Below are 13,294 nucleotides of genomic sequence, written 5' to 3' on the forward strand. Positions count from 1 at the left end.
GGTGAACGGAACCCTGAACAAGAATCACATGTTCACCTTACATGCTTAACTGAACGGCATTACCGCACAGGGGCCGTTCGATTAATCTCGCCGTACAAGCCGGAAGACACCCAGCACAACAATCGCGCCGACCACGGCCACCAGGAAGCTATGGAGATTAAATCCGCTGACATCGCCGCCAATACCAAACATCGTTGCCAGCCATCCACCGACCACAGCACCGACAATACCGAGAATACAGGTCAGGATAAACCCACCGCCATCACGCCCCGGCATAATCAGTTTGGCGATAACCCCCGCAATCAGACCAAAAATAATCCAGGCAATAATTCCCATTTTCAGGCCCTCTTTCCAGTGAACGCACGCGCAAGACATTCCTGCGCCAGCACTTAAAGTATAGGCAAGCCATCGCGACATGCTTTTATCACTCAGACTTAATTCATTGGGTTTGGTAAAAAATTTCATCCATTTGTATTAAGTTCCGTCGATTAATGCCGATAACCCAACGACAAACCAGGCATCCAGGAGTCATTAGGTGTGAGTAACTACAATGAGCAGTTCCTGAAGCAAAATCCGTTAGCGGTGTTAGGTGTACTTCGGGACTTAAAGTCGCAGCAGGTTCCACTGCGTATCTCCTGGTCAGGCGGCCAGTTCATCAGCAAAATTCTGACCGTCAGTCCCGATGAACTGATCATGGATTTTGGCAGCCAGGAATATGAAAACCAGGCCGTACAGCGGGCCAGCCAGATCTCAATTATCGCCGAAACGCAGGGAGCCAAAGTAGAATTCACCCTGCCACAGCTGAAAAAAGGCGAGTATCAGCAACTGCCGGCCTTTATTTCATCCTTGCCGCCTTCTCTGTGGTTTGTGCAGCGTCGGGAATATTTCCGTATCGGCGCTCCGCTGCATCCTCCCTATCGCTGCACGGCAAAAATGCCGGACAACAGCATTCTGCATTTTCGCTTATTCGATCTGTCTCTCGGCGGCATGGGCGGGCTGTTAGAAGTGGCAAAACCAGAGGGGTTGGCAGAAGGTATGCGCTTCTCGCAGGTTGAACTAAATATGGAGCAATGGGGGGTGTATCACGTTGACGCCCAGCTTATTTCCATTAGTGAGCGCAAGGTTATCGATGGGAAAAACGAAACGATTACCACTCCCCGCCTGAGCTTTCGTTTTCTCAACGTCGGCCCGGCGGTGGAGCGGAACTTACAGCGGATTATTTTTTCCCTTGAACGCGAGGCCCGGGAAAAGTCGAACAAGGTGCGCGATTAGCATCACCTGAATTACATCACATCCAGCGCTTGTTGAAGCTTCCAGATATAGCGCGGGGCCTGCGGCGCCGGATGATTGTCCGCAACATGTTCAATAAATTCATCCGGGCTGAGGTCGTTGATTTTATTGATCGCTTTTTTCCTGTCGGATGAGAACGTGCGTAACAGTGCGCCCGCACCGTTGGCGTACGAGACTACCAACGCGTACTGCATCACCTGCGGATCTTCAATCCCGGCCAGCGGCCCGGTTTCGAGAATACTCAGGTATGCGGCCCCCATCGAGATATTGCGCTCGGGGTTTTTCAACTCACTGGTCGACGGCTCTCCGCTCCAGCCCATGCGGCGATAAACATCGCGTCCTGAAGTTGAGGCTTTCAACTGCATCAGACCAATCGCATTGGACTTACTGACCGCATTCGGATTTCCGCCTGATTCAATGGCGATAATAGCGGTAATCAATTGTGGACTGACACCCCAGGCCGCACCGGCTTTTTCACTGATCGGCATCCATTGCATTGCGCGTTTAACCGGAACTTCAGCATTCCACGGCGGGTTTTTGTAATCCTGTTTTGAACTACAGCCCGCAAGTAATACAACCAAAAAAGCAAACCATCTCAATTTCACGTCATCTATCCTTATAGCCGGAACCTGTCGCTGAGGTGACAACGACATACCTACGCGGCATGATATACATTTGGTTTTAGTTGTAGCAAGGAAATGCCATGTCCCGGTTTCACTTAATTGCCCCATCGGGCTACTGTATCAATCAGCAGGCTGCCTTACGTGGGCTTGCGCGTCTTACTGAGGCCGGTCATCAGGTCGACAATTCAGCGGTCATTGCGCGCCGCTGCCAGCGTTTTGCGGGGACAGAGGCAGAAAGGCTTGCTGATGTGAACTCGCTCGTTAATCTGAAAACCCCCGATACCATTGTGATGGCGGTACGCGGCGGCTATGGCGCGAGCCGTTTACTGGAAGATATTGACTGGCAGGGGCTGGCAGCCCGCCAGCAACAAGATCCGCTGCTGCTGTGCGGACACAGCGATTTTACGGCGATCCAGTGTGGTCTGCTGGCACAGGGGAAGGTGATTAGCTTCAGCGGCCCGATGCTGGCGGCGAACTTCGGCGCCGAAGAAATGAACGCATTCACCGAGCACCATTTCTGGCAGGCTTTGCGTAATGCCCAATTTACCCTCGAATGGCAGGGTGACGGTCCACAGTGCGCAACTGAAGGTACACTGTGGGGCGGAAATCTGGCGATGATCATTTCGTTGATGGGTACACCGTGGATGCCAGCCATCAAAAACGGCATTTTGGTGCTGGAAGACATTAACGAGCATCCATTCCGTGTCGAGCGCATGCTGCTGCAGCTGTACCACGCCGGAATACTGGCCCAGCAAAACGCCATTATTCTCGGCAGTTTTAGCGGTAGCGCACCCAATGACTACGACGCTGGTTACAATCTTGATTCAGTTTGTGATTTTCTGCGCGCCAGATTGTCAGTACCGTTGATCTGCGGCCTCGATTTTGGCCATGAACAACGCACTGTCACCCTGCCTTTGGGAGCCAATGCGGTGCTGAAAAATGATAAAAACGGCACTCAGCTCACCTTAAGTGGGCATCCGGTACTAAAATCGTAAAAAAAGCGGCTAATGGGGCTAAGCAAAACGCTGTTTCTGTCGTTATTATGGTAGGGTTTATTAATACGAAACAGCGTAATTCAGGAGTAACCGAACGTTGGATGCCGCAGCAATTATTAGCCTTTTTATTTTGGGTTCCGTTCTCGTCACCTGCAGTATCTTACTCAGTTCATTCTCATCACGCCTCGGTATCCCTATCCTGGTGATATTTCTCGCTATCGGTATGTTAGCGGGCGTAGATGGTATAGGCGGCATACCTTTCGATAACTATCCATTCGCCTACATGGTGAGTAACCTGGCACTGGCAGTTATCCTGCTCGACGGCGGGATGCGCACCCAGGCCAGCTCTTTTCGCGTTGCGTTAGGCCCGGCGCTATCGTTGGCGACGGTCGGTGTGCTGATTACTTCCGGACTCACCGGCATGATGGCCGCGTGGCTGTTTCATCTGGATCTTATTGAAGGACTCCTGATTGGCGCGATTGTTGGTTCAACCGACGCCGCGGCGGTCTTTTCCCTGCTTGGCGGTAAGGGGCTTAACGAACGCGTTGGCTCTACGCTGGAAATTGAATCCGGCAGTAATGACCCGATGGCCGTGTTTTTGACCATCACGCTCATCGCCATGATCCAAAACCACGAAACCGGTTTAAGCTGGATGTTCGCGGTGCACATTATCCAGCAGTTTGGCTTAGGCATCGTTATCGGTCTGGGCGGTGGATATATGCTCCAGCAGATGATTAACCGCATTTCTCTGCCTGCCGGACTGTATCCGCTATTGGCGTTAAGCGGTGGGATCCTGATTTTTGCCCTGACTACTGCGCTGGAAGGCAGCGGTATTCTGGCGGTTTATCTGTGTGGTTTCTTGCTGGGTAATCGCCCTATTCGCAACCGGTTTGGCATTCTGCAAAACTTCGACGGTCTGGCCTGGCTGGCGCAAATCGCCATGTTCCTGGTGCTCGGACTGCTGGTTACGCCGTCCGACCTGCTGCCTATCGTGGTTCCTGCGCTGATTTTGTCTGCGTGGATGATTTTCATTGCCCGCCCACTTTCGGTTTTCGCCGGACTGCTGCCGTTTCGCGGCTTCAATCTGCGCGAACGCATTTTCATCAGTTGGGTGGGTCTGCGCGGTGCGGTACCCATCATCCTCGCCGTCTTCCCAATGATGGCGGGTCTGGAGAACGCGCGCCTGTTCTTTAACGTCGCGTTCTTCGTGGTACTGATCTCGTTGCTGTTTCAGGGAACCTCTCTTTCATGGGCCGCTAAAAAAGCCAAAGTGGTGGTCCCTCCTGTTGGCTGGCCCGTGTCGCGCATTGGCCTGGATATTCATCCGGATAACCCGTGGGAGCAGTTTGTTTATCAGCTCAGCGCCGATAAGTGGTGCGTAGGAGCCGCATTGCGCGACCTGCATATGCCGGAAGAAACGCGAATAGCCGCCCTGTTTCGTGACAACGTGCTGTTTCACCCCTCCGGCAGCACACGTCTGCGCGAAGGCGACGTATTGTGTGTTATTGGCCGCGAGCGCGATCTCCCGGCTCTTGGCAAGCTGTTCAGCCAGTCGCCACCTGTGTCGTTAGACCAGCGCTTCTTCGGTGATTTTATTCTTGAAGCCAGCGCAAAATATGCCGATGTGGCGCTGATTTATGGCCTGGAAGATGGCACCGAGTATCGTGATAAGCAGCAAACGCTGGGTGAAATTGTCCAGCATCTGCTTGGTGCCGCGCCGGTCGTCGGTGACCAGGTGGAATTCGCTGGCATGATCTGGACCGTAGCCGAGAAGGAAGATAATGCGGTGCTGAAGGTCGGTGTTCGCGTTGCTGAAGATGAGGATGAGTAAAGCGGATGTTTTGCCGGGTGGCGGCTGCGCCTTACCCGGCCTACAAAATGTACTGACTCTGGAGGCCTGATAAACGCAGCAGCATCAGGCAATGCTATATAAAGTTACACCGTCACAACTGGCACGCGCAGCGCCAGAGAACACATTAACTCGTAGCCTACCGTACCTGCGGCGGTGGCCACATCGTCAATTTTAATCTCTTTGCCCCACAGCTCTACCGGCGTCCCGATCCCTGCCTGCGGGCATGGTGTCAGATCTACCGCCAACATATCCATTGAGACTGTCCCCACCGTCCCGGTACGTACACCGTCCACCAGCACCGGAGTACCACTTGGCGCATGGCGTGGATAACCGTCTGCATAGCCGGTCGCTACAATGCCAATGCGCTGCTCGCCGCTGGCAGTGTAGCGTCCACCGTAGCCCACCCGATCGCCAGCTTTCAGCGTCTGTATGCCGATGATCTCACTGCTCAGCGTCATCACTGGCTTCAGGCCGGTGTTAGCGATGTCCCGCCATTGTCCTGAAGGCGACGCACCATACAAAATAATGCCCGGACGAACCCAGTCATAATGCGCTTCGGGGTGCCACAGCGTGGCTGCCGAATTCGACAGCGATCGTCTGCACTCCAGCCCTTCAGTTGCCTGCGCAATACGTGTCATAGCCTCCTGTATACCTTCCGGGTGCTCTGCATCGGCAAAATGGGACATCAGCGTCATTTCACCGACATTGGGCATCGCCCTCAGCTGTTGCCAGACCGTGGGAACTCTTTCCGGTAAAAAACCAAGGCGGTTCATACCACTGTTCACTTTCAGGTAAACATCGAGCGGCGCCTTCAGGCGCTCATTCTGCAATGCTTTTAGCTGCCAGTTACTGTGTACACAGGTGGTGAGTCGATAATTGTCATATACCGTCAGGTCTTCGGCGTGGAAAAAACCCTCCAGCATGAGTATCGGGCCTTTCCATCCGCGCTCGCGTAGGGTTATCGCCTCTTCAAGATTGAGCATGGCAAAACCATCGGTTGTGCCCAGCGCATTCCAGACGCGTTCAATACCGTGTCCATACGCATTGGCTTTCACCACCGACCAGACGCGGGCGTCCGGCGCGGCCTGGCGGGTAATGGTCAGATTTTGTTTCAACGCCTGCAGGTCAATGCTGGCCAGTATCGGGCGGGTCATCTCACGTCCTTATCAGTTATGTGCGCCATGTAAATGCCGTGGACGAGATGGGGTAAACCCCGGACTGTAACGCGCCACGCTCAGATCGTCATAAGGTATGGCTGGCGTGCGGCCAGAAAGGATATCGCTCAGTAGCTGACCGGAGCCGCAGGCCATGGTCCAACCCAGCGTGCCGTGGCCGGTATTGAGCAGCAGATTCTTAAAGCGGGTGCGCCCCACCACCGGCGTTCCGTCCGGCGTCATCGGACGCAGTCCGGTCCAGAAGGTTGCCTGCTCCACATGACCGCCGCGCGGGAAGAGATCGCGTACGACCATTTCCAGCGTTTCACGACGAGGTTGTAGCAATTCTGTATTAAAGCCGACAATCTCCGCCATGCCGCCAACGCGAATACGATTGTCAAAGCGGGTAATAGCGATTTTGTAGGTTTCATCAAGGATAGTAGAAACCGGCGCACCGTCGTCTTGCGCCACCGGAATGGTCAACGAATAGCCTTTGAGCGGATAGACCGGGATATCAACGATCCCTTTCAGCATTGCCGTGGAGTACGAACCAAACGCCATCACATAGGCATCGGCTTTAACTATCTCTTCGCCGCACTGGACGCCATAAATCTGCTCACCATCGCTCAGCAGCTTATCGACCGGGGTATTAAAGCGAAACTTAACGCCTGCCTGCTCCGCCATCTGCGCCAGACGCTGGGTAAACAGCTGGCAGTCGCCGGTTTCATCATTCGGTAAGCGCAGACCACCGGTCAGTTTATGGGCCACTTCTGCCAGTGCGGGTTCGACTTCCGCCAGACGGTTTGCTTCCAGCAGTTGATATGGCACGCCAGCGTCTTCGAGCACGGCGATGTCGCGGGTAGCGTTCTCATACTGTTGAGCGGTACGGAAAAGTTGCAGGGTTCCGCCCTGGCGCCCTTCGTACTCGATACCGGTAGAGGCGCGCAGCGCTTTCAGGCAATCACGACTGTATTCCGCCAGTCGCACCATGCGTCCTTTATTTTCCATATAGTGGCTGGTGTCGCAGTTGCGCAGCATCTGCCACATCCATTTCAACTGGAACTGGGTTCCGTCAAGACGGACGGCCAGCGGAGCGTGGCGCTGAAACATCCACTTAATTGCTTTTAGCGGTACGCCTGGTGCCGCCCATGGTGCTGCATAACCTGGAGAGATTTGCCCCGCGTTCGCCGCACTGGTTTCCAGTGCCGGACCGGGCTCACGATCAATGACGGTGACATCGTGTCCAGCCTGACTTAAGTACCAGGCGCTGGTCACGCCAACGACACCACTTCCCAGTATGACAACTCGCATAGCCACTCCGTTAACAGTAAAAGAACAATCATCTAATTACATCTTGATAACTCAGTTGAAAATATTATTCAACATATGGCTTTTTTATGGTGACTTACCTCACATATAGCGGTGATGGCTGGGGACTCTCCGCTTTGGCATCTCCTGCTGTGCGTTATTTTTATCCAGCATAAAATTTTGCGGCCATGCCATTTTTCGACGCCTCGCTAACGTGAAATCGCAAAGAAAAAATTTCTGCCGCAGCACGTTTTTTAACACCATGATCTATGCTTGACATGAGGTACTCCAGACAGAGAGTGCCGCCAACAATGAGGGTGCGCGAATGGCTACGATTGATTCCATGAACAAGGACAGCACACGGTTAAGCGATGGACCCGACTGGACGTTTGATCTGCTGGATGTCTATCTGGCAGAGATAGACCGCGTGGCGAAACTCTACAGACTGGATACCTACCCGCACCAAATCGAGGTGATCACCTCCGAACAGATGATGGATGCTTATTCCAGCGTCGGGATGCCGATCAACTATCCTCACTGGTCGTTTGGTAAAAAGTTTATTGAAACCGAGCGCTTGTATAAACATGGTCAGCAGGGGCTGGCCTATGAGATTGTTATCAACTCCAATCCGTGTATCGCGTATCTGATGGAGGAGAACACCATCACTATGCAGGCGCTGGTGATGGCGCATGCCTGCTACGGACACAACTCCTTTTTTAAAAACAACTACCTGTTCCGAAGCTGGACGGATGCCAGTTCCATTGTCGATTACCTGATCTTCGCGCGAAACTATATTACCCAGTGTGAAGAGCGTTACGGCGTGGATGAAGTCGAAAAGCTGCTCGACTCCTGCCATGCGCTGATGAACTACGGCGTTGACCGTTACAAACGCCCGCAAAAAATCTCCCTACAGGAAGAGAAAGCCCGTCAGAAAAGCCGTGAAGAGTATCTGCAAAGCCAGGTGAATATGTTGTGGCGCACGCTGCCGAAGAAAGAGGAAGAGAAAACCGTGGCGGAAGCCCGGCGTTATCCCTCTGAACCACAGGAGAACCTGCTGTACTTCATGGAGAAGAACGCCCCGCTGCTGGAGTCCTGGCAACGCGAAGTTCTGCGCATTGTACGCAAGGTCAGCCAGTATTTTTATCCGCAGAAACAGACGCAGGTGATGAACGAGGGCTGGGCCACTTTCTGGCATTACACCATCCTGAACCACCTTTATGATGAAGGTAAAGTCACCGAACGGTTTATGCTGGAGTTTCTGCATAGCCATACCAATGTGGTATTTCAGCCGCCCTACAACAGCCCGTGGTATAGCGGGATAAACCCTTATGCCCTGGGGTTTGCCATGTTCCAGGATATCAAACGTATTTGTCAGTCGCCGACCGAGGAGGACAAATACTGGTTCCCGGACATAGCGGGTTCCGACTGGCTGGAAACCCTGCATTTCGCGATGCGCGATTTCAAAGATGAGAGCTTTATCAGCCAGTTCCTGTCACCAAAGGTGATGCGTGATTTCCGTCTGTTCACCGTGCTGGATGACGATCGTCACAACTACCTGGAGATTTCTGCGATTCATAACGAGGAAGGATATCGTGAGATCCGCAACAGGTTGTCGTCGCAATACAACCTCAGCAACCTGGAGCCGAATATTCAAATCTGGAATGTCGATCTGCGTGGCGACCGTTCGCTCACCTTACGCTATATTCCGCATAACCGCGCACCGCTGGATAAAGGACGCAAAGAAGTGCTCAAGCACGTACACCGGCTTTGGGGTTTTGACGTGATGCTGGAGCAACAGAATGAAGATGGCAGCGTGGAGCTGTTGGAGCGTTGCCCGCCAAGGATGAACGGTCTGTAAATCTTATTACCGGAGGCGGTGTAAACACCTAATCCGGCCTACGAAGTGCACGCATTGTAGGCCGGATAAGACGCTTTGGCGTCGCCATCCGGCTTTGAGCAATTAACGACCCTGAATCGCCAAATCGCCCGGCAGGCTCTTTTGCATGCGATGCCAAATTTCGCCACTGTCGTGACCATAGCGACGCACCGTTTCATACACCTGCTCATGAGCGCCCTGCTCGCAGAGTTCTGACAGTTTACGGTAGAAGCTCAGCGCCAGCGCGCGCGCTTCCGGATTGGCAAAATAATGACGACCAATGCGGGTATATAATCCTTTCATACCGTTGAGGATCAAACCGTAAATCGGATTGCCGGAGGCAAATGCCAGGCCGCGGAAAATGTTATAGTCCAGATCGGCAAATGCGTCAGCGTGGTCGGCCACCTGATTTGCCGTCGCCAAAACCTCCTGTGCTTTATCAGGATGCTGGCGAAACGCAGTGCGAACAAAGATCGTCGAAATATTGGTACGCACGGACAGCAGATTATCAATCAACTGCGGGACACTCTCGTGATCGAGACGCGCCAGCGTTTCAAGAATATTCAGCCCGGAAGTTTCCCAGAAGTTATTCACCTTCGTCGGTTTGCCGTGTTGAATGGTCAACCAGCCATCTCGCGCCAACCGCTGCAATACTTCGCGTAGCGTGGTACGTGTCACCCCAATAAGTTCGGAGAGTTCACGTTCAGCGGGCAAAATAGTGCCAGGTGGGAAGCGGTTATTCCAGATACTTTCAATGATGTACTCTTCCGCGAACCCAGCCGGGCTTTGCGCCTTAATGACCATAGTAAAAATTCCATTACACAGCAAAACATAGTTACACACATCATACCAGATGGGTATCTTAGCTGATAGCTGACGCAATGAAGAAAAAGTGGATCAAGGCTTCATTTTCCAAATAACGCTACAGCACAGCCAACCTTGCCAGTCTCGTGAATAGCTTGCCTGTACTCCCTCCTCCCGCTAAGCTTTGCGGTCAAACATAAAAACATGATTTCATTTTTAAAGGTAGGGAAATCACCATGGAGCTATCATGGGGCCGCGCTATGTGGCGCAATTTTTTAGGTCAATCACCAGACTGGTACAAACTTGCACTGCTTGTCTTCTTAGTCGTTAACCCGATTATTTTTTTCATCAACCCTTTTATCGCCGGCTGGTTGCTGGTGGCCGAGTTCATTTTCACGCTGGCGATGGCGTTAAAATGCTACCCACTGCTGCCAGGCGGGCTGTTGGCTATCGAAGCTGTCATTATTGGCATGACCAGCGCCACGCATGTGCGTGAAGAGGTTGCCGCAAATCTTGAGGTGTTATTGCTGCTGATGTTTATGGTGGCAGGCATCTACTTTATGAAGCAGCTATTACTGTTTATTTTCACTCGTCTGCTGCTCACTATTCGCTCCAAGATGCTGCTGTCACTGTCTTTTTGTGTTGCAGCCGCTTTCCTCTCTGCGTTCCTTGATGCGCTGACCGTCGTTGCCGTGGTAATCAGCGTTGCGGTCGGTTTCTATGGTATCTACCATCGCGTTGCTTCTTCTCGCGCGGAAGACAACAACATGCTCGATGACAGCCATATCGATCAGCACAATAAGGTCGTTCTTGAGCAATTCCGCGGTTTTCTGCGTAGCCTGATGATGCACGCGGGGGTCGGTACGGCGTTAGGCGGCGTGATGACCATGGTGGGCGAGCCACAAAACCTGATTATTGCCAAAGCGGCTGGCTGGCATTTTGGCGACTTCTTCCTGCGCATGTCGCCAGTTACCGTCCCGGTACTGATTTGCGGCCTGTTAACCTGCGTACTGGTCGAGAAATTGCGCTGGTTTGGCTATGGCGAAACGCTGCCGGAGACCGTCCGTGATGTCCTGCAACAGTTTGACGATCAGAGCCGCCAACAACGTACCCGCCAGGACAAAATCAAACTGATTGTCCAGGCGATTATTGGCGTCTGGCTGGTCGTTGCTTTGGCCCTGCATCTGGCAGAAGTCGGATTGATCGGTTTGTCGGTCATCATTCTGGCAACCTCGTTGACCGGCGTCACCGACGAACATGCGATAGGTAAAGCCTTTACCGAGTCGCTGCCGTTCACCGCGCTGCTGACCGTGTTCTTCTCTATTGTCGCGGTGATTATCGATCAACAACTCTTTTCACCGATTATTCAGTTTGTGTTGCAGTCGTCTGAACATGCACAACTGACGCTGTTTTATCTCTTCAACGGCCTGCTGTCTTCGATCTCTGATAACGTTTTTGTTGGTACGATTTATATCAATGAAGCCAAAGCCGCGATGGAACATGGGACCATCAGCCTTAACCAATTTGAGCTGTTGGCGGTGGCGATCAATACCGGGACCAACCTGCCTTCGGTGGCCACGCCAAACGGCCAGGCTGCATTCCTGTTCCTGCTGACCTCTGCACTGGCGCCGTTGATTCGCCTCTCTTATGGTCGCATGGTGTGGATGGCCCTGCCTTATACTCTCGTCCTGACGCTCGTCGGCCTGCTTTGCGTCGAGTTCACGCTAGTTCCGGTGACCGAGTGGATGACCCAAACGGGCTGGTTAGCTACACTTTCATAACAATTAACCGGGCAAATCACTGCCCGGTTTGACTTTTTGCATGATAAATATCCGATTACGCAAATTTTCAATTCCCGCTAGTGGCGCATAAAGTGAATTGGTTTAAACTGCGGTCTCTACGCATGTTGCAGGGAAATGATTATGTTGCGATTTTTAAACCAGTGCTCCCGAGGTCGTGGAGCATGGTTATTGTTGGCGTTAACCGCCTTTGCGCTGGAGCTCGTCGCGCTGTGGTTCCAGCACGTCATGCTGCTAAAACCTTGCGTGTTGTGTATTTACGAACGTAGCGCATTATTTGGCGTGATGGGTGCAGGGCTGGTGGGTGCTATCGCACCAAAAACACCGCTGCGCTATGTGGCGATGATAATCTGGATTTACAGTGCCTGGCGCGGACTTCAGTTAGCGTATGAGCACACCATGATTCAGCTGCACCCATCCCCGTTTATGACCTGTGATTTTGCCGCACGCTTCCCAAGCTGGCTGCCGCTGGACAAATGGCTGCCGCAGGTGTTTTTAGCGTCCGGTGACTGTGCTGAGCGCCAGTGGTCTTTTTTAACCCTGGAAATGCCGCAGTGGCTGTTGGGGATCTTCGCCGCCTACCTGGTGGTCGCCGTGCTGGTAGTGATAGCACAGCCGTTCAAACCGAAAAAACGTGACCTCTTCGGTCGCTAACAGAGACGCTCCTTCGGGAGCGTTTTTTTTGCCTTAAATTCATTGCCTGCTGGCATCTATAAGATGTATATTAAATACATCTTATAGATGCCACACCAAGGAGATGTCTTATGTCCCATTTACGCATCCCGGCAAACTGGAAAGTTAAACGCTCTACTCCCTTCTTCACGAAAGACAACGTCCCGGCAGCACTTCTTTCTCACCATAACACTGCAGCAGGCGTTTTTGGCCAGCTTTGTGTGATGGAAGGTACGGTAACGTATTACGGCTTTGCCAATGAAGACGCAAAAGAGCCTGAAGTGAAAGTGGTGATTAATGCCGGTCAGTTTGCGACCAGTCCACCACAGTACTGGCATCGCGTTGAATTAAGCGACGACGCCCAATTCAACATCAATTTCTGGGTTGAAGATGACAACCATGGCGATGAGATGTATCAGGCGAAAAAGTCTTAAGCCTTAACGCCTGCTAATCGATGGGCGGTTTAGTCCGCCCATGAAGGTTTGTTCAAAATATGATCCTGCCAGTCACGCACTTCCGATTCTTTCACCGCAATATGACGTACTGAAATACGTTCACCGTGCATCGCCGCTTTTGATCCCGTCAGCAGTGGATGCCACTCCGGCAGCCCTTTACCTTCCGCTAGCAGACGATACGCACAGGTCATCGGCAGCCATTCAAAGGTGGGCAGATTATCGCGCGTCAGTTTGATACAGTCAGGCTCGTACTCGAATCGGCGTTCATAATTACGGCACTGACAGGTTTTGATATTGAGCTGCTTACACGCGACGTTAGTAAAATAGATTTCGTCGGTGTCTTCATCCATCAGCTTATGCAGGCAGCATTGACCACACCCGTCACATAATGACTCCCACTCGGCATCGGTCATTTCATCCAGGGTTTTACTTTGCCAGAAAGGTATGTCGCTCATCAGGGTATCCG

13 protein-coding genes are annotated in these 13,294 nt (G+C 52.5%); 7 read left to right on the plus strand and 6 right to left on the minus strand.

From position 1 onward, the window contains the following. Nucleotides 1-81 precede the first annotated feature (81 nt). Nucleotides 82-336 (minus strand): GlsB/YeaQ/YmgE family stress response membrane protein, encoded by a 255-nt coding sequence (locus tag OGX90_RS02755; RefSeq protein WP_048212573.1) that lies wholly within the window; start codon nt 334-336, stop codon nt 82-84. Nucleotides 337-537: 201 nt separating this feature from the next. Here OGX90_RS02755 and ycgR point away from each other — a divergent pair, with 201 nt between their 5' ends. Next, the gene (gene ycgR / locus OGX90_RS02760) at nt 538-1,272 is read left to right on the plus strand and encodes a flagellar brake protein YcgR (protein WP_048235228.1); all 735 of its coding nucleotides are present in this window, start codon (nt 538-540) and stop codon (nt 1,270-1,272) included. Nucleotides 1,273-1,283: 11 nt separating this feature from the next. On the opposite strand, the gene emtA is transcribed toward ycgR, so the two are convergent. After that, nucleotides 1,284-1,895 carry a membrane-bound lytic murein transglycosylase EmtA gene (gene emtA / locus OGX90_RS02765; RefSeq protein ID WP_016153365.1) on the minus strand — a complete coding sequence of 204 codons (612 nt, stop codon included), beginning with the start codon at nt 1,893-1,895 and terminating at the stop codon, nt 1,284-1,286. Between the two features lie 98 nt (nt 1,896-1,993). On the opposite strand from emtA, the gene ldcA reads away from it, so the two are divergent. Further along, nucleotides 1,994-2,908, plus strand: coding sequence for a muramoyltetrapeptide carboxypeptidase (ldcA, locus tag OGX90_RS02770; protein ID WP_286623111.1), 915 nt, complete (start codon nt 1,994-1,996; stop codon nt 2,906-2,908). Nucleotides 2,909-3,005: 97 nt separating this feature from the next. After that, nucleotides 3,006-4,739 carry a potassium/proton antiporter gene (locus OGX90_RS02775; protein ID WP_008785011.1) on the plus strand — a complete coding sequence of 578 codons (1,734 nt, stop codon included), beginning with the start codon at nt 3,006-3,008 and terminating at the stop codon, nt 4,737-4,739. A 104-nt stretch (nt 4,740-4,843) separates the two neighbouring features. On the opposite strand, the gene dadX is transcribed toward OGX90_RS02775, so the two are convergent. Both dadX and OGX90_RS02785 read right to left on the minus strand, forming a co-directional pair. Further along, nucleotides 4,844-5,914, minus strand: coding sequence for a catabolic alanine racemase DadX (dadX, locus tag OGX90_RS02780; RefSeq protein WP_111465457.1), 1,071 nt, complete (start codon nt 5,912-5,914; stop codon nt 4,844-4,846). A 12-nt stretch (nt 5,915-5,926) separates the two neighbouring features. Continuing rightward, the gene (locus OGX90_RS02785) at nt 5,927-7,225 is read right to left on the minus strand and encodes a D-amino acid dehydrogenase (RefSeq protein ID WP_003833553.1); all 1,299 of its coding nucleotides are present in this window, start codon (nt 7,223-7,225) and stop codon (nt 5,927-5,929) included. Nucleotides 7,226-7,547: 322 nt separating this feature from the next. Between OGX90_RS02785 and OGX90_RS02790 the strand changes: the two genes are divergently transcribed. After that, nucleotides 7,548-9,080, plus strand: a complete 1,533-nt coding sequence (locus OGX90_RS02790; RefSeq protein ID WP_003833557.1) for a SpoVR family protein — start codon at nt 7,548-7,550, stop codon at nt 9,078-9,080. 102 nt (nt 9,081-9,182) lie between these two features. Here the strand turns inward: OGX90_RS02790 and fadR are convergent, their stop codons facing one another. Next, nucleotides 9,183-9,902 carry a fatty acid metabolism transcriptional regulator FadR gene (fadR, locus tag OGX90_RS02795; protein WP_003833559.1) on the minus strand — a complete coding sequence of 240 codons (720 nt, stop codon included), beginning with the start codon at nt 9,900-9,902 and terminating at the stop codon, nt 9,183-9,185. A gap of 236 nt (nt 9,903-10,138) precedes the next feature. On the opposite strand from fadR, the gene nhaB reads away from it, so the two are divergent. The 3 genes from nhaB (at nt 10,139) to OGX90_RS02810 (ending at nt 12,807) form a co-directional block, all read left to right on the plus strand. Continuing rightward, the gene (gene nhaB, locus OGX90_RS02800; RefSeq protein WP_252430930.1) at nt 10,139-11,683 is read left to right on the plus strand and encodes a Na(+)/H(+) antiporter NhaB; all 1,545 of its coding nucleotides are present in this window, start codon (nt 10,139-10,141) and stop codon (nt 11,681-11,683) included. Nucleotides 11,684-11,824: 141 nt separating this feature from the next. Continuing rightward, nucleotides 11,825-12,355, plus strand: coding sequence for a disulfide bond formation protein DsbB (gene dsbB / locus OGX90_RS02805; protein WP_003844060.1), 531 nt, complete (start codon nt 11,825-11,827; stop codon nt 12,353-12,355). A gap of 110 nt (nt 12,356-12,465) precedes the next feature. Then, nucleotides 12,466-12,807: a TehB family protein gene (locus OGX90_RS02810; RefSeq protein WP_003020940.1), complete on the plus strand. Its 342-nt coding sequence runs from the start codon at nt 12,466-12,468 to the stop codon at nt 12,805-12,807. 29 nt (nt 12,808-12,836) lie between these two features. Here the strand turns inward: OGX90_RS02810 and ycgN are convergent, their stop codons facing one another. Beyond that, nucleotides 12,837-13,283 (minus strand): cysteine cluster protein YcgN, encoded by a 447-nt coding sequence (gene ycgN, locus OGX90_RS02815; RefSeq protein ID WP_003020944.1) that lies wholly within the window; start codon nt 13,281-13,283, stop codon nt 12,837-12,839. Nucleotides 13,284-13,294: the final 11 nt, after the last annotated feature.

The sequence above is a fragment of the Citrobacter sp. Cpo012 genome, assembly GCF_030333015.1.
GTDB classification, from domain to species: domain Bacteria; phylum Pseudomonadota; class Gammaproteobacteria; order Enterobacterales; family Enterobacteriaceae; genus Citrobacter; species Citrobacter portucalensis.